Below are 25,030 nucleotides of genomic sequence, written 5' to 3'. Positions count from 1 at the left end.
AACGCTTTCGCAGTTGAGACCCATAGGGCACTTCGTTATTGTCGATAAGATTTTTTGGAGATTGCTCCCCGAGATATGTTTGCGCAACAAACGTACAAATAAATTTCAATTAAAAGAGATTAAGCTTGAAATTTATTCATTTTCTGTAACGCTTCAAAAACTTCACTTTTTTTGTAGCGAACTTTGTTGCCGATGCGGTAAGCGGGAATAAGGTCTTTTCGAGTCCAGTCCCACAAGGTTACAAGCGAAACAGATAACATTTTAGCTGTTTCCTCTCTAGTTAAGAGTTTTTCGTTATCTGGATTTTGTAAATTACTGGAAAATCTATTTAGTACGTTTTCCATAAGTGCTAAAATTTCGTTTTTGAAATCTTGTGCATTTGTGTTCTCTAATTGAAGGACATTTGTCATAACTTAATCGTTTTTTTGATTGTTATGACAAACTTAAGTTAGATTAAGTTAAGCGTATAAGGATTGCAGAGGATCGCATAGGTTAAGATAGGATAGCTTAGCTTAAGGAAGTCTACGAGTAAATTTTAACATTTAAAGACGGGAAACTCCTGTTTTTTCACATTTTGCTTTTAATTGCATTGAAGCTTGATAGCCATTCGGGATACCAAAAATCTTTATAAAGGAAATAAAAACCGTATCTGAAACTATTCTCTTTCTAATATTACCCCCTAACAGCTTAATAAAATAGTTGATTGTCTCTCTAATTACTTTCTCAGGCAATTGGTCGCTGTACGCTTCAAACAGGAACGCTTTTGTTACTTTATCAGGAATTGTTTTCATTTTCCCAATGCTCTTTTAATTTTTCGGCGTTTTCTCTCGGAGTAATTTTTATGTATTTTAAAAATTGTGTCTCTGTCTTATGTCCAGTTATAGCCATGATTGTCATATTTGGCAGTTTTCCGTACAAATTAGACGCAAAAGAACGACGGCAAGTATGCGAGGTTATAAGTTCGTATTTGGGATATCTCCCGGTCTCTTTACGATTCTTGTTTTTTGATAGAATAGCCTCATCAGGAAAAAAGCCCTTTTCCTCTTTTTTATTGACCATTTTTGCACCTTCAATCATTTCAGTGAAACCAACAACTTTACAAACTTCCTTTACATATTCGTTAAATTTTTGGTCAGAAATTTGGGCTGGTAAATTACCCTTTCGCTTTTCTAAAATGGCTTTAATTTGCTGGTGCATTGGTATAACAACAGGGTGAGCAGTTTTTTGGGTAATAATCTCTATGAAATCCCCTATAAAATTGAATTTTTCTAATTTTAAAAAATCTGAAATTCTTAATCCTGTACGCAACCCAAAAATAAAATTATCCCTCACATTATCCAATCGTTCAGAGTAACTAAAGTCATAACAACAGACTGCATTTATTTCCTTTTCTGTGAGATAAACATCTTTTGTCAGACTTGTAAGTACTCTAAATTCTGAGTGTTTGTACTCTTGGCTTATTGATAATCCCTCAATTTCTATGTTCTTGCACCATGTTTTTAAAATTGCAATTTGTGTTCCAAAAGTATTATCGTTTAATTTTTCAAAATTTCGGCAGTAAAATAAAAAATCCCTATAAAACTCTAAATTTATATCTTGAAAACGAAGTCTTTTTCTAGAATGCCTTTCGTAATTGATAAGTTTATTTTTTGCAGTTGTATGATGTTGGATTGTTCTTGGAGAAATAGGATTGCCCTTATAAAGCCTTTGTGGTGAATCGTCAATGAACTTTTTTACCCAATCCGTAAAATAGATTTTGTAAAGTTCATCTTTATCAGCTCGTCCAAAGAATTTTTTTATTTTCTCTTTTAGCCAAACACTATTTATATTCTGCTGGGTATTGTAGTCGATATTGTACTCTTCTAAAAGATAATTTTCTAAATTACGAAGTTTGCTGTTAATGAAATCTTTTTGAGGAGTTGAAACACTAATTTTTACTTGTTCTTTAGTTTCGCTCCACTCGCTAAATTTTACAGTTAGTCCCGTACGTGATTTTTGGTCTATTCTATTGCTATCCCAAAACCTAACATAAATGCTGGATAACTCAGATTTACCTTTTATAACAAAATATCGAATTTTCATAGTATAAATAATATCACACGAAGATAGTGTTTTGCCGAAATATTGCCGAAAACATATTACTTTATCTTAATTTTATTTAATTCAATCTAATTAATTATATAAGACAAAACCATATTAAGCCTTAACTACAATGACTTTAAACCCTTTTTATTGATTTTAACAATTCTTACAAATTAAGAGGGTTGCAAAACGGCTCCGGGTACTTAAAACCTCTGAAATCAATTGATTTTCAGAGGTTTTTTATTTTTAGGGTAATTAAATGGGTGGCTAACTTTTATTTAATGATTTATTAATCTTAAATTTGTTTAAACTGTTCTTTTTAGTAAAATAACTCTCATTGATTTTACTTTTAAAGCTTCACTAATTTATTATAAAAAAAAGTAACCGAATATCAATAACTTAACTAAACCGTATGATATCACTATTATTAGAAGATTTTGAAAACAAGCTCTTTCAGAAAATACAACATTTGAGTGAAGAAAGAGAATTACACATAAGAAACAACATTATTGCATTAAATAAAATAAAGCATCAATATACAGTTTATTTTTCAGAGGTAAACAATTCAATTACTCATTTTAAAACGAAAGGATATCAAGAAGACCCAGCCTTATACGATAGAATTATTATTGAATATAATATCAACACGGAAAACAATTTAAAAGCATGGATAAGCTAATTTAAAATCCCTAATTAAGAATTTAAATTACTAAATAAATAAAGAGTAAGCTACCTGTTCTCAGCATGTGCTTACTCTTTATTCATTTCCATTAATAAATTATTAATCTCAATATTTTTAAAATCACATGTTTTTTATCAGGAATTATGTGGTTACTTTCAATATACTTATTTAAACATTCCTCTATCTTAACAAAGTTAAACGGGTTTCTTTGTCTTAACTCGCTATTCAATCGTTATTAAATGAATTAAATTCCAATCTAAGAGAAACGGATTAGATGCAAAAGTTGTGGAGAAATAAAAATTGTTCATTCATTTTTGCGAATTAAAGCTGACAGGTTTTTGAAACCTGTCAGCTTTGGTTTTAGGATTTGTATTTGAAATCAACTTAAAACATTCTGCATCAGTTGATTATTTATTAATTATTATTGTATTACTTCCTGATTTTACTGTTTTTTTCTAAATTTACAAGCAACTCAAGTTAGGAATGATCGCTTCTATCTTTCCTTCCTTTATAGTAACCCTTTTAATTGAAATCCTCCTAAACCAATAAAACATGAAGAATAAAAAATCACTAAACTTTATTTTTTTAATTGTAGCAATTATTCTGGGAAGTACTTTGTATAAGCAGTTCGACTTTGAAAAATTAAAATTTGAACACAATGGTCTGGCCATTCTTTATAGTATTGTCTTTGTTTTTTCTATTTACATTTTGATAAAAGACTACAGGGATAAAATTTAAAAAATTCCAAATTTTGAAATTCCAAATTCCAAAATTTTAGAAACACGAATCTCTTTATTTTGATGGTCAAGAGTGGGAAAAGAGACATTGCGGCACATCTGAAGTACACGAACTCCTTTAAAAAATAAAAAGCTCCCGGGTGGGAGCTTTTAAGTGTTTTATTATTTAGTTGGGTGGGGCGCTATTAATTGAACATTAACAGAACCTCCTCCGTCTAGAGAAAGACCTTTTTTGAATGTTCCCGTTGCAGGGTCTACTTCGTAGATGGCAGCTGCAGCCGGAGCGTCAACAGGAGTAATTGCTGTGTAATACTTTCCATTAAGTACCAATGGTGAGCGCACCATAGCAACCGGACTTAACGGGGTGTTGATCAGCGAAACTGTTTTATTTTTCAAATCAATCTTTACTAACTGACCTACATTTTTTAAACGGTCTCTTACCGAAGTCATTAATTCTTCGTATTGTATCGTACCAATTGCAATACCATTACCTACATAGTTTATACCCATCAAGCAGGCTTGTTTTCCTAGTGGTGTCGTTACATCTATAAAAAAGTCTTTATCAAATTCTGCTGTACCTTTTTTAATTCGTACAACACCTGATTTTCCCCCTATTCCTGTCCAGAATTTACCGGCACTGGCTACGAAATAATGATTTCCTTCTTCATCTTTATCTAAGGAGTGCAAGTAATCGTAACCAACTCCACCTTCTGTAGCGGTACTTTTAATCACTTTCATATTGGTCATCGCCGGATAATCGTAAACCAAAGCTCTTACACCGTCAACTGCGTATGTTTTTCCTATATTATCGTAGAAATAACCTCCCAGAACAAGTTTACCATTGTCTACAAACGCTTTTCCAACAGAAAACTGAACGCCTGAGTTTGCTGCATCATAAGGTACTGCAATAGTTCCTTTTGCCTCGATTACAAACTCGTTTAGTTTGATTCTTGCCCAGCCTACTGTACCATTATTAACATCTAATCCTCCGAAAACCAACATGGTATTATCATCAACAATATTTAGCGATTGAAAATAATTTGGCACTACACCATCTGTAAGTATAGCGGCTTTTTCTTTTAAACTACCGTCTTTACCCATTTCATATTGAATGAATTTCTTTAACGGAAGATTCATCAAATAGACATATTGTTTGTGCCAAATATATCGGGAGCCGTTAGCTTCCAGTCCTTTTCCTTTAAAAGTCAGAGATCCTTCTGTTAGTGTAGGCACAGAAGCCAAATATTGTAATTCCTGAGTCCAGCTTGCCACCGTGAAATGCTGAGCACTTTGTACTTCAACCTCATCTGATTTTGAACTGCAAGAGGTGACTGCCGATAGTAAAAGAGCAGAAAAGAAAAGAAGGGATGATTTTTTAATGAGCGTTTTCATTTTCATATAGTTTAAATTTATTTAATTGATTATTGTAAAAGATATCTTAGTTTCAGACTGAAAAATCTACCTGGTTTTTGCAGTAAGTAATTATCATAAACCTGTTTGTCAAAGAGGTTACGACAGACTGCATTTAGGCTATAACGGCCCTCTCCAAAAGTATACCCCAGACCTGCATCCTGTACAAATTGTGTAGGAACGTACAGCTTATCAGGAGGAGCTCCCAAACTTGGCCAACCCAAATAATATTGATGTACATAATGGGTACTGGCAAAAAATGAAATTTTGTGTTTCATTTGAAATAAATGATCCAGGAACAATCTAACCTCAGCATTTCCCATTAAATAAGGTGTATTACGCAATCTGTCCTGATAAACATAATTTCGCGCACCATTTGTTTCAAAACGCTGCATGTTTCTAATATCCTGATAGGTAAAATTGAATGCCAACTCAAACCATTGCTGACGGGCATAGTTTGCTTCGAATTCAACTCCAAGTGTTTGTATTTTTCCTAAATTTTCATAACGGGCTGTTCCAAACAAATCACCTTCAGCCAGCCAAATCAAATTTTTTGTATTTCGGAAAAACAGGTTAAAACCCAAGTTCAAATGCTGTGTATCACTATCTATCGTTTTTTGAAGGGAGGCATTGGCATTAAAACTTCTTTCAGGCTGTAAATCAGGTGCGTTTAAAATAGTGTTTCCATTACCCAAAAGTTCAGCCGCTTCCGGTAGCCTTGCTGCATTCTCTACAGAAACCTTTACAGTATATTCGTTTGGAAGCAATAATTTAGACGCATAACCAAAAGTGGATACATTATCTTTGGTGTTGAGATAAATCAATTCCTGAGAAGCACCGTTCTTGTAGTCATAATCAACTGTATTGGCATTGTAGGCAAAATACTTCGCAAAGAAAACATTTGACCATCGGTCATTAAAAGAAGTAATTTCATAAGACAAACCTGCAATATGTTTGTTCAGGTCCTGAGGATTTCTAAACGGTATTGTCCATTCTGCTGTAGCAATTGCATCGCTGCCTTTTCTTGAAATACCGCTGAAAACATAATTAAAATTAACCTGTTGATTGGACTTAATTTGGTACGCAAAATTTACTCTCGCCAACCTGGTATTATCCTGAAAAGAATATATTGATTTTGATGCTTTATGTCCACCCAGTTCTCCATTTGCTACCGTTCCTGTTGGCTCTCCTCTCCAATTGTATTTGTACGAGCTTGTATCTGTTGTAGTACCTCTTAATTTATTTATAGAAGCATATAAATCAACATTCAAATTGGAGAACAAAAATCCTTTCTTAGAATATCTTACAGAAGGCATCACAAATTTCTCCTTATATCGTACATCTCCATACACATAGGCCATCGTTCTCCCGGTCTGTATGCCCCGATCCTGATCTGACAAAGTCAATCCAAATAAAAAAACATCTGCCCACTTGACGTTGGTAAATCCAACATCTGTTTTTATGGTATATGATTTATAATCGTCATTAAACCTTCTAAATCTTGGATAACCGGGAACTACTCTACCGTCTGCCTCTGCAACCTCAACTGTTGGTCCCCATACTTGGTAGTTATTATCGGAGTAATTATAAAAAGAATTGGTTTGTACCGTAAAACCGGATTTAGCTCTCCATTTTCCTGATAATGCGGTGCGATACGTATTAAAAGTGCCTATTGTCTGCGAGAGATCCAGATAATTTTTAAGACGGGTACGGCTCACAAGATTTATAGAACCGCCAAGTGCATCGGCACCAAGAGCAACGGGTGTAACTCCTTTGTAAACTTCGATTCTGTCGATCGTATTAATTGCAAAATTGTTGATACTAAAGGATGATCCAAAGCTTTCCATAGGAATTCCATCTATAAAAATCTTTACTGCCTTGCCCGACAATCCGTTAATCGAATAGTTAAATTCAGAACCCATACCTCCTGTTTCCTGTACACGAATCCCGGACGTTCCGTCCATCAGACGGTTTAAATCTACATCGCGTTCTGCCAGTTTCTTTGTATTAATAACAGAGACAGCAAACGGTTGTTCCCTGACTTTGGTTTCGACTGTTTTAGTAAAGAGATCAACCGAATTTAGTGCAACCGAATTGGAACTTAATGTAACAACAATTTTCTCTTTTAAATTCTTCTTAACAACAACAGCGATTTCCTGAGATTGATATTCGTTCATCGATACAATCAACCCATATTTTCCGGGTGCCATATTCTCAAAAACGAATTTCCCTGAATGATTACTATGCACTATGGTAGCCGTTTTTTGCAGTTGTATTGCAGCGCCCACCAGAGGCTGACTATCGTCACCCAGTACATACCCCGTAAGACTGGTATTACTGTCATTTTGAGCATAAACTGTAGAATATACGACCGCAAAAAGGATCGTTAAAAAAAATCTTTTAAATTGCATTGTTCATTATTTGTTCGCTAAACCCATAACTTTCAGATCTTACTCCCTTTAGTTATGTCGTTTCTCGTATGTACTCTATTTACTAATCATTCTTTATAAATCAAACCGCTCCGACAACCTAGCACTAAAGACTCTTGGCAGCCCTTCTGCAATCTCTTCTTTGGTTGCGGTTATTACATTATATTCATCATCCGTCATGGCCAGATAAGTTTGTCCTTTACGTAATTTTACCCTGTCCTGATAAATATCGGTACAATCTGAAGTCCCTGTTCCAATATTAAACTCTCTTACCGCTGCTGAATCACTGGTAACCGAAACGGCGCCACAGAACTTGATATCATTAGCCTGACCCAAAAAATCTGTTGAAATGTTACACTGACTTCCCGGTTCAACCAAAAAAGATAAATTACCTATGTTGATTCTTTTGATTTGCTGTCCGTGGATATTGTTAACCAAAATCTGAGAACCAAATGTGGATGAATTGTAATAGTGTAAACTTATAATTCCGAATACCACACATGCGGCAGTAGTCAATGCCGTATAAAGAAATCTGTTTGGCATTTTTGGTTTTACATTAATCGTTTTTGCAGCGATTGAGTTCCAGATTTCTTCTTTTACTCCCAATCTTTGTGGAGATACTATGATCTCATTCTCTAAATCTATAACACGTAACCAATGCTCAACACTCGCCTTTTCGGCAGCATTGCATTCATTCTTCGCATATTTTTCTAATAAATCTGATGTAATAAACACGATATTGGCTTTGTTATATAATTATGTAGTTGCACAAGTCTTCACTAACCCTACATAGAGTTGTAAAAAAAATAAGCGAACTGCGAAAAATTTTTAAATGGTCACGAATATGTCTGAGCGCTCTTGTAATGTTTCCTTCAACGGCTTTTTCTGTAATGACAAGCGAAGCGGCTATAGAACGATTGTCCATTCCCTCTTCTCTGCTCATTAGATATACCTGTCGACAGCGTTCCGGAAGCCCATTTATAGCAGCCTGTAATTCCCGAAGCAAATCCTTATGCAGCATATGTTCTTCGGTATTGTTAGAAACGGTGTTGTTCTCTGTAAGATGAGCACTCTCGTATTCTTTTTTGGTAGCCTGCTTCCGGTGATACTCTAATATCTTGAGCTTTGTTGCCCCATAGAGGTAGGCTCTAATTGAAGTTTGAATTTGCAGTTTTTCGCGCCTTTCCCAAATACTGATAAAAATCTGCTGAACGATTTCTTTTGCTGCTTCTTCGTCACCTGTATGATGTCGGGAAAAACAAAATAGCTCATTCCAATACTGATCATATAATTCCGGAAAGTTTTTAGCATTGATGTTTAGATATTCCTCTTTCATAAAATTAAAAATATCTACAAACATATCTTATTTAGACTAAATAAGTATAATGACAATAAAAAATATGCCTCTTTGTTTTTGATACTTTAAACGTAGTAAGAATAATTTGACGTCTTGACGGAATCAATTCCTGTATTTTAAAAAAAATAACCTGTGAGTATTTTTTATTTCTGAATACTGTGAAAGTCTTTTTAGGCAATAAACCGCTATAAAACAAAACAATCGCCTGAGTAGCGATTGGTTTGTTTTATTTTTCAAAGCAGTACGAACAGCAAAAACCGGGACCTTATTTTTTACAATAATTCCGTTTTTAATTGTTTTCTAAAATATTTTTTAGAGAAGTGTTCGCTCTTTTTAAATTACCTCACAACTTGCATGATGCACAACCGGAAAATTGCAGGAATTGGCAATAAAACACAATTGGTTGGCTTTTTTGTGCAATGCAACCGCTACTTCAACTTTATCTGAATTGGCAATCGTTACTTTTGGATTTAAACGAACTTCTGTAAAACGACCACTGCCATCAGGATTTACTTCTAGCGTTGCTTCGGCATTGTCGGAATATGCTAAAACTTCAATTCCGTTTTGGGAGCAGACATACAGGTAAGACATCATATGGCAGGAAACCAAACTACTCAACAGTAAATCTTCGGGATTGTATAAGGACGGATCACCCTTGAAAGCTTTTGCTGCCGACACCTCTAAAATCGGTTTTCCTTCCAATGAAATTGTATGGCTTTTGCTGTAAAATCGGGAAGTTAATTCCGGATTTTGTTTTGATGTCCATTTTGCCGTTGCTTTGAAAAGATGTTTGAATGCCATATTTTTATTTCAAATGTAATTGTTTTTTTCTACTACGAATAGCACTACTTTACGCTAATATAGTAGACCGATACTTTTTCATTTCACCATCCTTAGTAAATTCTGCAAAAAATTGGTCAGATTGTGGGAGATAACGGGTAGTAAGATACTTTTACTTTCAACTGTTATCCAACTCCAAATATAACCGGACAAAAAGGTACAGATGAAAACATATATATCGAATTCAATAGTACTTTTAAAATGAAGTGCATGTACAAGTCCAAACAAAATTCCGATAATTAAAACACCCGGATTTCCCAAACTCCATTTGCCAATTTTAATTTTGTCTTTTAATGAAATTAATAACAGACCCAACAAAATAGCTCTGAACATTATCTCTTCATCCAGACCCGGCATTGATAATTGATAGAATAAGGTCTCCCAATCCAATTCTTTCGGACTATCGAAATACGAGAAAAAAGAAGTGCAAACCATCAAAACCGCAGCCCACATTGTTTTCAAAAAAGCCTTTGAATCCTGCTTAAATCGTAAAAAATCAAATGGTTTTAATTTGTTTTTTAATACCGTATATACCAAAAGTCCAAAAAGTATCCCCAGCAGCTTTCCCGTCCAATTCCATTGTCCTTTTATTACCTGAAGCGCAACAAATTCCTTTGGAGCCTTAAGAATTAACTGATATAAAATAAAAATAACCGTAAAAAGTATGATCGTTTTAATTTGAGATTTGTCTTTGAGCAGAAGAAGCATCAGAGGCAGTATAAGTAATACCGGCAAAACACTTTCCATTATAAAATTTATTCTCATTCGGTTTTTATCAAAATTAGTTCTGCCTGTTGCAAGATCCGCAGTTAGTTTAAAATCAAAAAAATAGCGGTTTCTTTTGTTTTATTGCTTCATCAGATCATCTTACTTGCCGATTTCAAAAATAAAACATAAAAGTACTTAAAAGTGCTTCGCAAGAAATTTTATGCAAATAGATAACTTTATATTAAATTTGAAACTTATTAGGGAAACTGAAATCAGATTTCGGACCAAAAAACAAAATAGTAAAGACCTATTTTCAGAACTATAGCTATTAAATGTAAAAACAACATTATAAAGCATGAAACCCATTAGGAAGTTTATATCTTTACCAGCAAAAATTAGACTATGCTAAACAACTATAGCACTGCCGATAAGGTTTTATTAGCAGTAGATTGTATTATTTTTGGATTTGACCACGAGGGGTTGAAAATACTCTTAATAAAAAGGGATATTGAGCCGGAAAAAGGAAAATGGTCTTTGATTGGCGGTTTCTTAAGACGAGATGAATCGCTGGATAGTGCTGCTGTCAGAATCTTAAACACTTCTACAGGTCTAAACGACATTTATATGGAGCAATTGTATGCTTACAGCGAAATTGATCGTGATCCTGTTGATCGAACTATTTCCGTTTCTTATTATGCTTTGATCAATATCGAAAATCATAACGCGGAACTAATTCAGAACTATCATGCCAAATGGTTTAGTATCAATGATATTCCGAAACTAATTTTTGACCATGACGACATGTTACAGCATGCTATTGGCAGATTGCAATACAAAACCTCTATAAAACCAATTGGATTTGAATTGCTGCCTGAAAAATTCACCATGCGTCAATTACAGGAATTATACGAAGCTATTTTGAGTAAAGAATTAGACAAACGAAACTTTATCAGTAAGATTAATTCTTTAGAGATTCTAAACAAATTAGACGAAAAAGACATGCAGTCTTCCCGAAAAGGTTCTTATCTCTATACTTTCAACAAAGAAAAATACGAAGAAAAATTATTGAATAATTTTGCACTGAACTTGTAAAAAAGTAGACGATCACATACAACACCCCTGACAAAATAACTTTTTCAGGGGTGTTTTTTTTTACCTTAAAAAATAAAGCTTTACAGCGAATTTCGCATAATTAGAGAAGACTTGTTTTCTATCTGTGCTTTACTTCCCTTTAAAACCATTTCGGCCAAAATTTCTCCCATAGCCTCAAAATGGGTTGAAATTGTGGTAATTCCATTGGCTACAATTTTCTTTAAAGGGGTTTCATTATACGAAATAATACCAAAATCGCTTCCTAATTTTAGATTCTGATTTCCTGCATCCTCAATTACCTTTACAAGATCACGATCATTCGGAATGATATAAAGATCGCCAATTGTGATTTCTCTGTCTGTAAATTCTCTTATAATTTCGTATTCAAAATGATACTGCGTACAAAAATCTTCAAAGCCTAATTTCATTCCCAATGGTTCTTTGGATCCCGGAAAAATCAAAATCAATTTCTTGTATTTACTTAATCGTGTTTTCCCTTTTAACAACCCTTCAAAAATATCCTTTTTATGATTTTGATAAATGGCAGGATAAACTTTTAAGTCCGGATTGGTCTGATCCAGTATAATTACCTCGTTTACTGGTAGGGTTTTTATAGCATCAACCAAATCGTTTAAGTCGGTTGGCATAATAATGTATTTGGTGTAATTCCCGTTGCTGTCGTTTATGAGTTTTTGAAATACCTGCAGATTAAAATGATGAAAGAAAATATCTACCTGAACATTCTTCCCGATATTTTTCAGAAACGAATTATAAATGTCTTCCTTAAAAATATTCAATTCATCAAAAAGTAAAAAAACTTTATGTTTTATGGTTGTTTCAACACTTTTCACATAATATCCTTTGCCCGGTATGGCATAAATAATCCCTCTTTTTTTGAGTTCATCATACCCTTGTAAAACGGTATCCCGCGACAACGAAAAAGCCAGACAAACTTTATTTACCGATGGCAGTCTATCTCCTTTTACTAATTTCTCCTCTTCAATTGCCTTCTCAATTGAAAGAATTATTTGCTTGTATTTTGGAAGACCAAGATTGTTTTGGACAGAAATTACGTTCATAGAAAATATTTTTTTGCGCAATATACAAAAAACTGGTAGGTACTGGTATGTAAGTTTTTCAAATGTTTTTACTTTTGAATTCCATTTTTGATAAAAAATTATATGAAAACAAAACATATAGCCGCTCCTCAGAATCTATCCGGTTCCAAATTATTTGGTTTAATGCCAAATAACGAAGAAATTTATTCTTTTGAGTTGGCCAACAAAAACGGAATGAAAGTTCAGATTATCAATTATGGAGCGACGGTTACCTCGTTACAAATTCCGCTTTCGAACGGGAAATTGACCGACGTTGTTTTGGGATTTGATACGCTGGAATCTTATTTAGAATCTTATGCTTTGCCGACCCCGCCCTATTTCGGAACCACAGTTGGTCGATATGCAGGAAGAATCAACAAGGCTTCTTTTACGCTAAACGATAAAATTTTTGAACTTCCGGACAACAATAATGGTACTACTTTACATGGCGGAAATTTTGGTTTTGGAAGAAAAGTGTGGGAGGTCACCAATACAACTTCGGGTAAGGATTCTGCGATAACGTTTAGTCTTTTAAGCGAAGATTCAGACGAGAATTTCCCAGGAGAGCTGCAGGTTTACCTGACTTATACCTTGACAGAAGAAAACGAATTAAAATTAGAATACAAAGCAACAACGACTGACGATACAATTATAAACTTGACAAACCACAGTTATTTTAACCTCAACGGTGCCGATTCTTCTGTTTTAGATCAGGAATTGTATATCGAATCGGTTCAAATAGTAGAAACAAACGATCACAATATCCCAACGGGACAATTAATTACACTTGAGGATCATGAATTTGACTTCAGAACACCAAAAAGATGTCCATTCCCGATTGATACCTCTTTTGTGGTGCATTCTGAAACGGACGTTATTGCAAAATTAATCAGTTCAAAAAACAATTTGCAAATGAGCGTTTACACCGATCAGCCGATTGTTCATGTTTATATTGGAGGAAATTGTTTTAACCAACTAAAAGGAAAAGATAACGTAGCTTATCATTCGTCAAGCGGAATTTGTTTTGAAACACAAAATTTTCCGGATGCGCCAAATCACAAACACTTTCCGAATTCGGTTTTAAGAAAAGGGGAAGAATACCGACAGCGAACGGTTTATCGATTTGAAAATTTAAATTAAAAGTTTCTGCAAAAACGACCGGACATTCCTTTTATAATTACAAAATAATGAGTGACACTTTAATACAAAATACCACCGCTTTTTTTGAGAAGTCTTTTGGCAACTCTCCACAGAAAACAGTACTTTCCCCGGGAAGGATCAACATTATTGGGGAACATATTGACTACAACGATGGTTATGTTTTACCGGCTGCAATTGACAAAGTAATTTGTTTCACTTTTGCAAAAAACAACAGCACTACATCTAAAATAATTGCTCTCGATTTAAATGAAGAATTCGAAGTTGATTTAACACAGGAGATTCAATTAAGTGAAGTTACCTGGACCAATTACATCCTCGGAGTACTAAAACAACTACAGGATAATGGATTTTCTTTTGAAGGTTTCAACTGTGTTTTCAGCAGTACTATTCCCGTGGGTTCAGGATTGTCTTCTTCAGCGGCTCTAGAGTGTGGAATGATTTTCGGAGTTGCAGCACTTTTTGACCTTACCATCAAAAAAGTTGATATTGCACTAATGGGCCAGAAAGCAGAACATTGGGTAGGGATCAATTGCGGAATCATGGATCAGTTTTCGAGTGTTCATGGAATTGAAAATAAAGTAATCAAATTAGACTGTAACACTTTAGAATTTGAATATCATGACGCCAATTTCAAAGATTATTCTCTGATGCTGATGGACAGCAATGTAAAACATTCTCTCTTTACTTCTGAATATAATACCAGAAGAATGGAGTGTGAAGAAGGGTTGTCTTTTATTAAAAGTCATTTTCCCGAAATAAAAAATTTTAAAGATTGTAGTGAGCAACAACTTTTGAGCCTTCAGGATAAAATGAATCCCCTTATATTTAAAAGAGTTCATTTTGTTGTAAAAGAAATAAATCGGGTACAAAAAGCTTGCGAGGCATTAGACAATGGAAATATCGAACTTTTAGGAGCGCTACTTTTCGAAACTCATAACGGTTTATCTCAAGAGTATGAAGTTAGTTGTGCTGAGTTAGACATGCTTGTAGCTACAGCAAAAGCAGATGATACGATAATTGGTTCCCGATTAATGGGTGGCGGCTTTGGTGGTTGCACTCTAAATTTAATTAAAAAAGGTAGCGAAAATGAGGTCAAAAACAAGTTTTCGAATCTTTATTTAAATACATTTGGGATTGAATTAAAATTTTATGATGTAAAAATTTCAAACGGAACAATTCTCATTTAATCCCACTACAATCACAATGAAAAACTTTGACATTACCGAAGATCCGCACAGACGTTTCAATCCACTAATTAACGAATGGGTTTTGGTCTCACCCCATCGTGCAAAACGTCCCTGGCAAGGCCAAAACGAAACTATTTCTACTGAAGTCTTGCCCAAACATGACCCAACTTGTTACCTCTGTCCTGGTAATGCCCGGGCCAACGGAATGCACAATCCGAAATACGACAACAGTTTTGTTTTTGAAAATGATTTCGCCGCAATGAAACAGGATGAAATTATGTTTGAAGAAGACATTAAACACACTTTTTTTAAGGCACAGCCGGAACGTGGAATTTCACGAGTAGTTTGCTTTTCTCCAAGACATGATCTTACCTTACCGGAAATGGATATTGACGAAATTGAAAATATCATTACCACCTGGAAAAAAGAGTATACGGAGTTAGGAAATATTAAGTATATCAACTACGTTCAAATTTTCGAAAACAAAGGAGCTGTAATGGGCTGTAGTAATCCGCATCCGCATGGTCAGATTTGGGCGCAATCCTCCTTACCTACTCAGGTTGAAAAAACACAAAACAATCAAAAAGCTTATTTTGATAAAAACGGAACAACGTTACTGGCCGATTATCTTAAAGCAGAATTAAGATCCGGAGAACGTATTGTAATCGAGAATGATCATTTTGTGGCACTGGTTCCTTTTTGGGCCATCTGGCCTTATGAAACTATGATTATCAGTAAACGCTCTTTTGGAAAAATCACGGATTTAACCACAGACGAAACGGGTTCTTTTGCTAAAATATTAAAGCAACTAACCGCTAAGTACGATAATTTATTCAATACTTCTTTTCCTTATTCTTCGGGAATTCACCAATCTCCAACAGATGGATTAGAACATTCGGAATGGCATTTTCATATGCATTTTTATCCGCCTTTATTACGATCTGCTTCGGTCAAAAAATTTATGGTCGGCTATGAAATGTTAGGAGAATCACAAAGAGATAGTACTCCTGAAAAAAGTGCAGAAGTCTTAAGACAATTATCAGATGTACATTATAAAACTGCTAAAGTAAAAGCAAATTAAATATCAAGTTCCAATTGCCCCTACATAAATCAAAAAAACAAACACATTAAATGAGCAAGATTTAATTTTTATTCCACCTTTAAATCTTGCTCGTCTTTTAACCAAAAAAAAACATTAAAAACACCTTTTTACCCCAAACCAAAAAAACCACAAGCATACCCTTTACTAACCATTTTAAATACCAAAACCAATGAACCAAAACCTTGCTATCGCTGATTATGCGGTTTTTATTATCTACTTTATCGTAGTGGCTTCCTACGGTTATACGATTTACCGCAAACGCAAAAAAGACGAACAAGATGCTAAGGCTTACTTTCTGGCAGAGGGTAATTTAACCTGGTGGGCAATTGGTGCTTCTTTAATTGCTTCCAATATTTCTGCAGAGCAATTTATCGGAATGAGCGGTGAAGGTTTCTTTTTAGGAATCGCCGTTGCGGCTTACGAATGGATTGCTGCTATTGCCTTAATTATTGTAGCTGTTTGGTTTATTCCTGTATATCTTAAAAATAAGATTTACACCATGCCTCAATTCTTAAAAACACGTTATAATGAATCGACTGCCTTAATCATGGCTGTCTTTTGGTTGTTTCTGTATGTTTTTGTGAACTTAACCTCTATTTTATATCTCGGCGCCGTTGCCATCAACGGTCTTGCGGGTGGAGAATATTTACACGTAATTATGATTGGCCTGGCCTTGTTTGCTTTGGTTATTTCATTAGGAGGAATGAAAGTGGTCGCGTATACCGATGTTATTCAGGTTGCTGTTTTAATTATTGGTGGTTTAGTGACCTCTTATATTGCTTTGACAACGGTTGGACATTATTTTGGCTTTGGAGAAAATGCAATTGAAGGTTTTAAAGTCCTAATGAGAGAAGCTCCGGAGCATTTCAAAATGATCATCCCTAAACCACATGACACCTCCGTAACGGCCGTAACCTCTCAACATGATATCGATAAATACTTAACCTTTCCGGGTTTAATGTCGTACATAGCCGGAATCTGGATTATCAATTTAAATTATTGGGGTTGCAACCAATACATCACGCAAAGGGCTTTGGGTGCTGATTTACAAACTGCCCGTACTGGAATTTTATTTGCCGGTATCTTAAAATTATTAATGCCACTAATCGTAATGTTACCCGGAATTGCTGCCTACGTTTTATATCAAAACGGACACTTACCTCAACTAGTAGGCGGGAAAGACGGTGCTTATTCTGCTGTATTAACTTTCCTTCCAACAGGACTCAGAGGACTTTCTGTTGCTGCGCTGACTGCTGCTATTGTAGCTTCACTGGCCGGAAAAGTAAACAGTATCTCTACGATCTATACTTTAGACATTCATAAAAAATACATCCAAAAAGAGGCTGGTGAGAAACAGCAGGTAAATATTGGCCGAATTGCCGTTTTTGCCGCAATGCTTCTGGCGGTCCTGTTTACATGGAATGATCTTTTGGGAATTGGTGGTGTAGGCGGTTTTACTTACATTCAAAAATACACCGGATTTATTAGCCCCGGCGTATTTGCAATGTTCATTCTTGGTATGTTCTGGAAAAGAACTACCGGTACAGCAGCTGTGATAGGCGTAATTTTAGGATTTTTATTGTCAGTACTATTCAATGAATATGCTCCAATGTTATTCGGTAATGAAACCTTGTTATACACTGCTTACAAGAACGGAAAGGGAGCTTATGAAATTCCGTTTCATATTTGTATGGGATTGTCTTTCTTCTTTACAACATTGGCCATGATTCTAATCAGTTTTGCAGGACCAAAAGTAAATCCTAAGGCTTTTGAATTAGACTCGGAAATGTTTAAAGTTAAACCACAAACAACGGTTTTAATCATTATAACACTATTGACCATTATTGCTTTATATGTGAAATTCTGGTAGTTATATTATTTCCTTTTCGAAAAAAAAAAATTAAACCCGACGGCCTTTAAAAACCTGTCGGGTTCGTTTTTAAAAAATGTTTGAATAAAATCACAATTTTATAACATTATGTTATTTATTTAGGATAAAACCTCTTTTTTTTGCTTTATTGGCTATGCCTCAATGTGTTAAAATTAATTAAACCCGACAAGTTTTAAGAAGCTGTCGGGTTTTTAATTATGTAGGCCACAGCCTTATTTTACACTATTTCTCACAAAATATTCAGTGCTAAATTCTTTGCTTTTTTTTCGAAGCAAAAAACAAAACTCTTGTAATTCAAATATTTCACTTACATTATTCAATAGTTAGATAAAGTAATTTCTTACTATATTTGATATTCGTATCGTTTCCTTTTAAGCTTTACAATATTGATTTTATAAGTGAGCGATACATATCTCTAAGAAATTAGAATTAACGGAATGTATAACGAAATAAATATTTTTACTATGCTGAAAAATTTAAAACTTTTATTCTTCTCTTTTTTTATCTGCTTTATTCCAACTTTAGCAAAAGCACAGTTGGGCAACTCTTGTGGAATTCCGACTTGGTATTCCGCCACGCAATACTCCAGTAATTCTTATGTCCGATACAATAATGTTGTGTATAAAAACAACTCTTGGTCTCAAGGACCCGGAACAACTCCCGGGTCAAGCACTACTTGGTCTGCAATAGGAAGCTGTGATGAACAATTAATCATTAATAATCCATCTCTGGCTTATACCGCATGCAGCACTATTTCTGACTGGAACAGTGCTACACCGAACTACAACGTAAACAACATGGTACGATACAGCAATGGTATCTATAAAGCTAAATATTGGGTCGCAGGGACAGAAGTTCCGGATCAGTCTTCTGCCTATACCTTTATTGGCGTGTGTATCATACCCATAGCGATTTCTCCAACTTACGCAGATGGACAAATTATTATAAAAAGCACCTTGTCTGCCATCAATCTTACGGCAACCCTTAATTTGTATGGCTTTTCAGCAACACAAAATAAGGTTGAAATAAAAAAGACAACAGAATCTACCTATACGTCTTACAATATGGGTGTATCCGGAAACACGATATCCTACAACTGGACTCCAACCGCGTATGGAGATTACAACATAAGATATACTTCTATAAATTCAATTGGAGTAAGCACTGTAGTAAACACAATTGTTAAAATTGCGATTACTGCTCCTGCTGTTGTAACTATTACCAGTCCAGCGAACACTACTTCGTATTCACAACTAAATTTTTCTCCTATAAGCATTAACTTTACTATTCAGCCTTCGTCCGGAAGCTCCATTAGCAGCATTCAGTTTAAGGATCTCACTGCCGGAACTAATTCTAATGTGACTACCAATCCACAAAACACTTATACCTTTAATTGGACACCTCAGAATTATGGAAATAATTCACTACAAATAGCGGCTACAGACAACAATGGTACCATTGCAACAACCAATTTACAGCTTAACATTGTAAATCCTGCCACACAAAATGTTTCCTTTGCCTCACTTCCCAATCAAATAAAAGCAATTAATGGAACACCTAAAACATTCGTGTTTGATAAGAATATCACTTCTTTAAAAAGGAGAGACATTACAATATTTGATTACACTATTACCGGAAATACTTTAAAAATTACGCCTAAAAAAGCAGGCAGATCCGGCCTTCAAATCACAACTTCAGATGGGACTATCTATCATCTTGGTTTAAGAATAGATAATACAAATGGAACCCCGCTAAGATATCCTGACTATGTTTCTGTAGGATCTGTATCTGAAGACACTACCGATGATGTCGCTTTTTACAACAACGGGATGGATAACAGTAATCTACTAAAAAACAATAGAATGGATGTGAGATACATCTATATCAATGGTGGACCGATATCGGGATGGAATACCTGGCAGCCGGACAGAGCAATAAAATTTGCAAGGAATTCTTTAAAAATGGGACTTATTCCTTTCTTTATTTTCTATAACATTCCCGACGGAAGCGAGTCTTACTCGTTAGATTTAGCACACGTAAAAGATGCTTCTTATATGACCGCTTATTTCAATAATCTTAACCTTTTTCTGAATCAGGTTAAAGCGGAACTGGGAGACGAATTTTTTGGAGTAGTATTAGAGCCTGATTTTCTAGGGTACATGCAGCAGAATAACGAACCTGTCACTACTTCGACAGCTGTGAATGCAACAAGCATATCTCAAAATGCAGGTACTTTAAAAACCTTAGTCGAAAGAATAAATTACGAACTCAACAAAAAAAGAACAGACGAAAACCTGAACATGGAATTTGGATGGCAGCTCAATCTTTGGGCAAAATCCGGGGTGGCAGGTCCAAAAGGAATTATCAGAGAAACCGATACCGGCACCTTTACTCCCCAATTGAACAAAATTAAACAAACCGCTGTAGATATTTTTCAATACACCAATAGTATGGGAATTATGTCTAATAACGCAGACTTTATTTCTATTGATAAATATGGTCTTGATGCCATGGGCGCCGGAAACACAGGTGATCCCTCTGACCCCTTCTCTTATACCTGGTTCTGGAATAATGACCACTGGATGAATTACCTGAATTTTGTTCAAAAACTTTACGAAGCCTCCGGCAAACATGTTGTCCTCTGGCAAATCCCCGTAGGGCATATCAATGGTTCAGAAACTCTAAATGAACGAACAGCAGCTCCTTTCCAAATTTTAAATAATACCAGCCAGCACTATGAAGATTCTGCTACTACTTTTTTCTTTGGGGATACTGTAAATTTCTCAAATGACACGAATCGCTATAACTATTTCAGCCAGAATAAACATGCTGATCCCAAACTTCAGGTTAATTCTGCAACCAAAAAAGTAACTTTCGGAAATCATTTCGCAGAGGTAAAAAATAGCGGAACTAAACTGGTCTTAATGGGAGCAGGTGTAGGAGCTAGTACGGATGGAATCGGAAATCCGGGAACCACTCTTACAGATGATCATTTCTGGATTCAGAAATTACAGGATTATTACATCAATCAGACTTCCGGCAATCGCACGCTAAGTACTGCGGATATAAATGATGATGTAAAATTTAATTCTCCTCTGATTATTTACCCGAACCCTGTTAAAGAAGAACTAAACATTGATACAAATGAAAAAGTAGAAGTGGTCTATGTTTTTGATATGAATGGTAAAAATGTGATTACGGTGAAAAATAAAAATAAAATCAACCTTTCCGCACTTCAAACCGGGTGGTACATAGTCGCTGTAAAACTTGAAAACGGTAAAAAGATTTCCAACAAAATATTAAAAAACTAAAAAACAATCCGTTGCAAGCAATGGTTTGTTGAAGAAGATAAAAGAGATGTTTTTTGCATCTCTTTTTTTATTTACATTACCTTACTATTTTAGTAAAATATTATTTACATTTGGCGCTTTAACAACACCCTTTTTATGAAAAAACTAATACTTGCATTATTCCTTATCTCAGGAATGGCCTTTTCTCAAGACATGAACGTGTTACAGGGAAATTTTGATTTTTTAAAAGATCAGAAAGAAATTAACGTTGAATTTGATTATAGTAATTTTACTATGATGAAAGAAAAAAAATCTGAAGCGCAGTATGTTGCAGAAAGAGAGGCAGATCTAAATGAAAAAACAAAAGGAACCGGTACTATTTGGAAAAAGAAATGGGTTTCTGCGAAAGAATTAATCTGGAATCCAAAATTTTTAGAGATCGCCAATGTTGTTTTAGTAAAAGATAAAAAAGACGTTAATTTTCAAGAAGGATTAAATACACCTTATACCTTAATTGTACAAACTATTTGGGTTTATCCGGGTTGGGATGCCGGTATCATGAAACAACATGCAAAAGTGACTACCAATTTAAGATTTGTTGAAACCGCAAATAAATCAAAAGTTTTACTTGAAATCACCAGTGACGAAGCTCCAGGAGACCAATGGGGAAACAACTATAGTAACGAATCCAGAATTGGAGAAGGTTATGCCAAAACAGCAAAATCATTGTCTAAAATGTTGTTGAAAAAAGCATACAGATAAGATTTCGAATCTGTACTATCTTCAGAAAAACACACAAAAGGGAAACTATAATGGTATCCCTTTTTTTATGATTCCTTTTTACCTTTTTGAAAAATAAGGATCAAGTTCAACAGTTGTGAGGAAGTAAAAATCTCGCAGAGTCGCAAAGTCGCAAAGTTTTAATGAAAAAGCAGAAAAAAAACTTAGCTACTTTGCGCCTTTGCGAGATCGTCAAAGCGAAAAGTTGGGAAATACAGGCTTAAAAAGAAGGGTGATGAAAAAAGTATAACCTCTCTAAACAAAAAAAGAGGATGCCATTGGCATCCTCTTCTTATATTATAGTATCACAAAAATTATTTACTTTCTTTTTCCCGATCCAAAAGATACGCCATGTTCTTGATCACATTGTCGTGTTTCTTTACAAAAGGATTTTCTTCATTCCAGACATAACCTGCCAGAACAGAACAAATCTTTTCTTTCACATCCGGATTCTCGGGCTGATGAAAAAATAAAGTCTGTAGGTTTCCGGTATACCATTCTTTCACGTAAGTGGTAAAAACACCAATTCCGCGTTTCATATATTCTGTAAACTCTACTTCCCAATTGACTTCAATTCCTTTCGATTCTTTGAGATACAATTTAGCCGCCAACATTCCCGATTCTGTCGCAAAAGCAACTCCTGAAGAGAAAACCGGATCTAAAAATTCAGAGCTGTTTCCCGTCAACGCAAAACCATCACCGTACATTTTTTTTACGGCTCTGGAATAATTCTCTAACTTCACAGGCTCGAACAAAAATTCAGTCCCTTTAAATCTTTGTATGTAATAGTCCGAAAGCTGAATGGCGTTTCGTAAAGCCTCCGCATTGTCTTTGTTCTCTGACAAAGCATTAATAAAATCGGTTGGACCTACAACTCCTAAACTTGTATTTCCGTTAGAAAAAGGAATAACCCACAACCAAACTTCGGTTTCTAAAATATCAAACGAAATTAAAGTTCCTTCCTCTCCCTCCGGTCTGTTTATATCTTTTACATGTGAAAATATCGAAGAATGAGGATCTAACTTTGACGGTGTATCAAGATCTAAAAGTCTTGGCAAAACACGTCCGTATCCACTGGAATCGATAATGAATTTAGCATGAATTTCTTTTAAATTCCCATCCTTATCTTTTACAATTGTTTTAGAATTTTTCCCTTCAAAAGAAACTTCCAAAACTTCCGATTCAAATTCCAGATCAATTCCTTTTCTAATTACTTCCTGCGCCATAGTGTTGTCAAAATCAGCTCTTGGCACTTGCCAGGTCCAATCCCAACCTTCACCAAATTTTTTACTGAAATCAAAAACACAAATTTCTTCTCCTCTTATAAAACGAGCCCCTAGTTTCTTTTCAAAATTCATTTTGTCAAGACTTTCAAAAAGCTCTGCCTCTGCAAAATGGTCCATAACACGCGGAATAAGACTCTCCCCGACAACAAGTCTTGGGAATCTTGTTTTTTCCACCACTTTTATCTTAACGCCATTATTATGAAGATACGATGCCGAAACGCATCCTGAAGGTCCTGCGCCTATGATTAAAACATCTACAAACTCCTTTGTCATATTAGAAATGTTATGATTTATTAACTTACATTTGCCATCATCAAAATAACCACATTTATTTTGATAAATAAAATTAAATTAGCACAATCAAAACCGGTTTAATGAATACAATTAATGAATATTTAAGTTTAGCAGAATTTGAGTCTATTATCTTTGGAAATAATAAAGTTGTTGTTAGCGATGTTGTTTTAAATAGAATAAATGAAAGCTTTAATTTCCTAAAAGAATTTTCAGGAAACAAAGTAATATACGGTGTAAATACAGGCTTTGGACCAATGGCCCAATACCGAATCAAAGAATCCGATCAGATTCAATTGCAATATAATTTAATCAGAAGCCACTCTTCAGGAACCGGAAAACCTTTGAGTCCTGTGTGTGCAAAAGCAGCTATTTTAGCCCGATTAAATACACTATCATTAGGGAATTCCGGAGTTCATTCTTCTGTAATTCACTTAATGGCAGAACTTATTAACCGAGATATTACCCCATTAATTTTCGAACACGGTGGTGTTGGTGCCAGTGGAGATTTAGTACAATTGTCTCATCTGGCTTTAGTTTTAATTGGAGAAGGAGAAGTTTTTTATAAAGGAGACCGAAGACCAACTCAGGAAGTTTTCGAAATCGAAGGCTTAAAACCAATCCAGGTAGAAATCAGAGAAGGACTTGCTTTGATCAACGGAACTTCGGTAATGACTGGAATTGGAGTTGTAAATGTACACCACGCTTCTAAATTACTAGACTGGTCTTTAAAATGTTCTTGTGCGATAAACGAATTAGTTCAGGCCTACGACGACCATTTTTCTGAAGAATTAAATCAGACCAAACGTCATAAAGGACAACAGGAAGTAGCTAAAAGAATGAGACAAAATCTTTCGGACAGTACTTTGATCCGCAAAAGAGAAGATCATTTATACTCCGGAGAAAATACCGAAGAAATTTTTAAAGAAAAAGTACAGGAATATTACTCTTTAAGATGTGTTCCTCAAATTCTTGGTCCGGTTTTAGAGACTATAAATAATGTTGCTTCGATTTTGGAAGACGAATTCAATTCGGCAAACGACAATCCGATTATCGATGTAAAAAACAAACACGTATATCACGGTGGTAATTTTCACGGCGATTATATTTCGCTTGAAATGGATAAATTAAAAATCGTAATTACCAAATTAACGATGTTGGCAGAGCGTCAGTTGAATTATTTGTTAAATTCAAAAATCAACGAAATTCTTCCTCCGTTCGTAAATTTAGGGACATTAGGATTTAATTTCGGAATGCAGGGTGTGCAGTTTACCGCTACCTCAACAACTGCCGAAAGTCAGATGTTATCCAACCCAATGTATGTTCACAGTATCCCGAACAACAACGACAATCAGGACATTGTGAGTATGGGAACAAATGCTGCTGTAATTACCTCAAAAGTAATCGAAAATGCTTTTGAAGTATTAAGTATCGAAATGATTACAATCGTACAGGCGATCGATTACCTGGGGCAAAAAGATAAAATTTCATCTGTTACTAAAAAATGGTACGATGATGTTCGAAATATTATTCCGGAATTTAAAGAGGATCAGGTAATGTATCCTTTTGTTCAAAAAGTAAAAGATTACCTGATCGAGAGTTAAACCG

At 34.9% G+C, this 25,030-nt stretch carries 20 protein-coding genes; 9 read left to right on the top strand and 11 right to left on the bottom strand.

Translation table 11 applies throughout. From position 1 onward, the window contains the following. Positions 1–119 precede the first annotated feature (119 nt). From LNP23_RS05205 to LNP23_RS05195, 3 genes are all read right to left on the bottom strand, one after another. A complete protein-coding gene (locus LNP23_RS05205) occupies positions 120–344 on the bottom strand; it encodes a helix-turn-helix domain-containing protein (RefSeq protein ID WP_230004188.1) in 225 nt (74 codons plus the stop codon). Positions 345–542: 198 nt separating this feature from the next. Beyond that, the gene (locus tag LNP23_RS05200) at positions 543–791 is read right to left on the bottom strand and encodes a hypothetical protein (protein WP_230004187.1); all 249 of its coding nucleotides are present in this window, start codon (positions 789–791) and stop codon (positions 543–545) included. Continuing rightward, positions 775–2,082 (bottom strand): phage integrase SAM-like domain-containing protein, encoded by a 1,308-nt coding sequence (locus tag LNP23_RS05195; protein ID WP_230004186.1) that lies wholly within the window; start codon positions 2,080–2,082, stop codon positions 775–777. Before LNP23_RS05195 ends, LNP23_RS05200 begins: the two co-directional genes overlap by 17 nt. A gap of 412 nt (positions 2,083–2,494) precedes the next feature. Here LNP23_RS05195 and LNP23_RS05190 point away from each other — a divergent pair, with 412 nt between their 5' ends. Next, a complete protein-coding gene (locus LNP23_RS05190) occupies positions 2,495–2,761 on the top strand; it encodes a hypothetical protein (protein WP_230004185.1) in 267 nt (88 codons plus the stop codon). 902 nt (positions 2,762–3,663) lie between these two features. On the opposite strand, the gene LNP23_RS05185 is transcribed toward LNP23_RS05190, so the two are convergent. The 6 genes from LNP23_RS05185 to LNP23_RS05160 form a co-directional block, all read right to left on the bottom strand. Then, positions 3,664–4,893: a DUF4374 domain-containing protein gene (locus tag LNP23_RS05185; protein ID WP_230004184.1), complete on the bottom strand. Its 1,230-nt coding sequence runs from the start codon at positions 4,891–4,893 to the stop codon at positions 3,664–3,666. A gap of 29 nt (positions 4,894–4,922) precedes the next feature. After that, positions 4,923–7,322, bottom strand: coding sequence for a TonB-dependent receptor (locus LNP23_RS05180; protein WP_230004183.1), 2,400 nt, complete (start codon positions 7,320–7,322; stop codon positions 4,923–4,925). A gap of 93 nt (positions 7,323–7,415) precedes the next feature. Further along, positions 7,416–8,075, bottom strand: coding sequence for a hypothetical protein (locus LNP23_RS05175; RefSeq protein WP_230004182.1), 660 nt, complete (start codon positions 8,073–8,075; stop codon positions 7,416–7,418). A gap of 13 nt (positions 8,076–8,088) precedes the next feature. Continuing rightward, positions 8,089–8,700: an RNA polymerase sigma-70 factor gene (locus LNP23_RS05170; RefSeq protein ID WP_082210593.1), complete on the bottom strand. Its 612-nt coding sequence runs from the start codon at positions 8,698–8,700 to the stop codon at positions 8,089–8,091. Positions 8,701–9,030: 330 nt separating this feature from the next. Continuing rightward, complete coding sequence (locus LNP23_RS05165) at positions 9,031–9,498, bottom strand: OsmC family protein (protein ID WP_230004181.1); 468 nt, start codon at positions 9,496–9,498, stop codon at positions 9,031–9,033. Between the two features lie 78 nt (positions 9,499–9,576). Continuing rightward, the gene (locus LNP23_RS05160; RefSeq protein ID WP_230004180.1) at positions 9,577–10,302 is read right to left on the bottom strand and encodes a CPBP family intramembrane glutamic endopeptidase; all 726 of its coding nucleotides are present in this window, start codon (positions 10,300–10,302) and stop codon (positions 9,577–9,579) included. A gap of 345 nt (positions 10,303–10,647) precedes the next feature. On the opposite strand from LNP23_RS05160, the gene LNP23_RS05155 reads away from it, so the two are divergent. Beyond that, positions 10,648–11,337 (top strand): NUDIX hydrolase, encoded by a 690-nt coding sequence (locus LNP23_RS05155; RefSeq protein WP_047774761.1) that lies wholly within the window; start codon positions 10,648–10,650, stop codon positions 11,335–11,337. Positions 11,338–11,417: 80 nt separating this feature from the next. On the opposite strand, the gene LNP23_RS05150 is transcribed toward LNP23_RS05155, so the two are convergent. Continuing rightward, positions 11,418–12,416, bottom strand: a complete 999-nt coding sequence (locus LNP23_RS05150; RefSeq protein WP_230004179.1) for a GntR family transcriptional regulator — start codon at positions 12,414–12,416, stop codon at positions 11,418–11,420. Positions 12,417–12,518: 102 nt separating this feature from the next. Here LNP23_RS05150 and LNP23_RS05145 point away from each other — a divergent pair, with 102 nt between their 5' ends. The 6 genes from LNP23_RS05145 (at position 12,519) to LNP23_RS05120 (ending at position 21,827) form a co-directional block, all read left to right on the top strand. After that, positions 12,519–13,574, top strand: a complete 1,056-nt coding sequence (locus tag LNP23_RS05145; protein ID WP_230004178.1) for an aldose epimerase family protein — start codon at positions 12,519–12,521, stop codon at positions 13,572–13,574. A 47-nt stretch (positions 13,575–13,621) separates the two neighbouring features. Next, on the top strand, positions 13,622–14,782 hold the full coding sequence (galK, locus tag LNP23_RS05140) for a galactokinase (RefSeq protein WP_230004177.1): 1,161 nt from the start codon (positions 13,622–13,624) through the stop codon (positions 14,780–14,782). Positions 14,783–14,798: 16 nt separating this feature from the next. Next, complete coding sequence (locus LNP23_RS05135; RefSeq protein ID WP_230004176.1) at positions 14,799–15,863, top strand: UDP-glucose--hexose-1-phosphate uridylyltransferase; 1,065 nt, start codon at positions 14,799–14,801, stop codon at positions 15,861–15,863. 190 nt (positions 15,864–16,053) lie between these two features. Then, positions 16,054–17,754 (top strand): sodium/sugar symporter, encoded by a 1,701-nt coding sequence (locus tag LNP23_RS05130; RefSeq protein ID WP_230004175.1) that lies wholly within the window; start codon positions 16,054–16,056, stop codon positions 17,752–17,754. A gap of 485 nt (positions 17,755–18,239) precedes the next feature. Next, positions 18,240–21,086, top strand: coding sequence for a T9SS type A sorting domain-containing protein (locus LNP23_RS05125; RefSeq protein ID WP_230004174.1), 2,847 nt, complete (start codon positions 18,240–18,242; stop codon positions 21,084–21,086). Positions 21,087–21,221: 135 nt separating this feature from the next. Beyond that, positions 21,222–21,827 (top strand): hypothetical protein, encoded by a 606-nt coding sequence (locus LNP23_RS05120; RefSeq protein ID WP_047774748.1) that lies wholly within the window; start codon positions 21,222–21,224, stop codon positions 21,825–21,827. 332 nt (positions 21,828–22,159) lie between these two features. On the opposite strand, the gene LNP23_RS05115 is transcribed toward LNP23_RS05120, so the two are convergent. Further along, the gene (locus LNP23_RS05115; protein WP_047774747.1) at positions 22,160–23,404 is read right to left on the bottom strand and encodes an NAD(P)/FAD-dependent oxidoreductase; all 1,245 of its coding nucleotides are present in this window, start codon (positions 23,402–23,404) and stop codon (positions 22,160–22,162) included. A 101-nt stretch (positions 23,405–23,505) separates the two neighbouring features. Here LNP23_RS05115 and flxA point away from each other — a divergent pair, with 101 nt between their 5' ends. Then, positions 23,506–25,026, top strand: coding sequence for a flexirubin biosynthesis tyrosine ammonia-lyase FlxA (gene flxA / locus LNP23_RS05110; protein WP_230004172.1), 1,521 nt, complete (start codon positions 23,506–23,508; stop codon positions 25,024–25,026). Positions 25,027–25,030 lie beyond the last annotated feature (4 nt).

Source organism: Flavobacterium cupriresistens (assembly GCF_020911925.1).
GTDB lineage: Bacteria > Bacteroidota > Bacteroidia > Flavobacteriales > Flavobacteriaceae > Flavobacterium > Flavobacterium cupriresistens.
This window is presented reverse-complemented; position numbering and strand designations above follow the sequence as displayed.

Coding starts and splice junctions, on each gene's coding strand:
- flxA (WP_230004172.1), top strand. CDS start 23,506: ATGAATACAATTAATGAATATTTAAGTTTAGCAGAATTTGAGTCTATT.
- LNP23_RS05185 (WP_230004184.1), bottom strand. CDS start 4,893: ATGAAAACGCTCATTAAAAAATCATCCCTTCTTTTCTTTTCTGCTCTT.
- LNP23_RS05155 (WP_047774761.1), top strand. CDS start 10,648: ATGCTAAACAACTATAGCACTGCCGATAAGGTTTTATTAGCAGTAGAT.
- LNP23_RS05165 (WP_230004181.1), bottom strand. CDS start 9,498: ATGGCATTCAAACATCTTTTCAAAGCAACGGCAAAATGGACATCAAAA.
- LNP23_RS05145 (WP_230004178.1), top strand. CDS start 12,519: ATGAAAACAAAACATATAGCCGCTCCTCAGAATCTATCCGGTTCCAAA.
- LNP23_RS05135 (WP_230004176.1), top strand. CDS start 14,799: ATGAAAAACTTTGACATTACCGAAGATCCGCACAGACGTTTCAATCCA.
- LNP23_RS05125 (WP_230004174.1), top strand. CDS start 18,240: ATGCTGAAAAATTTAAAACTTTTATTCTTCTCTTTTTTTATCTGCTTT.
- LNP23_RS05115 (WP_047774747.1), bottom strand. CDS start 23,404: ATGACAAAGGAGTTTGTAGATGTTTTAATCATAGGCGCAGGACCTTCA.
- galK (WP_230004177.1), top strand. CDS start 13,622: ATGAGTGACACTTTAATACAAAATACCACCGCTTTTTTTGAGAAGTCT.
- LNP23_RS05205 (WP_230004188.1), bottom strand. CDS start 344: ATGGAAAACGTACTAAATAGATTTTCCAGTAATTTACAAAATCCAGAT.
- LNP23_RS05130 (WP_230004175.1), top strand. CDS start 16,054: ATGAACCAAAACCTTGCTATCGCTGATTATGCGGTTTTTATTATCTAC.
- LNP23_RS05190 (WP_230004185.1), top strand. CDS start 2,495: ATGATATCACTATTATTAGAAGATTTTGAAAACAAGCTCTTTCAGAAA.
- LNP23_RS05195 (WP_230004186.1), bottom strand. CDS start 2,082: ATGAAAATTCGATATTTTGTTATAAAAGGTAAATCTGAGTTATCCAGC.
- LNP23_RS05200 (WP_230004187.1), bottom strand. CDS start 791: ATGAAAACAATTCCTGATAAAGTAACAAAAGCGTTCCTGTTTGAAGCG.
- LNP23_RS05120 (WP_047774748.1), top strand. CDS start 21,222: ATGAAAAAACTAATACTTGCATTATTCCTTATCTCAGGAATGGCCTTT.
- LNP23_RS05150 (WP_230004179.1), bottom strand. CDS start 12,416: ATGAACGTAATTTCTGTCCAAAACAATCTTGGTCTTCCAAAATACAAG.
- LNP23_RS05180 (WP_230004183.1), bottom strand. CDS start 7,322: ATGCAATTTAAAAGATTTTTTTTAACGATCCTTTTTGCGGTCGTATAT.
- LNP23_RS05160 (WP_230004180.1), bottom strand. CDS start 10,302: ATGAGAATAAATTTTATAATGGAAAGTGTTTTGCCGGTATTACTTATA.
- LNP23_RS05170 (WP_082210593.1), bottom strand. CDS start 8,700: ATGTTTGTAGATATTTTTAATTTTATGAAAGAGGAATATCTAAACATC.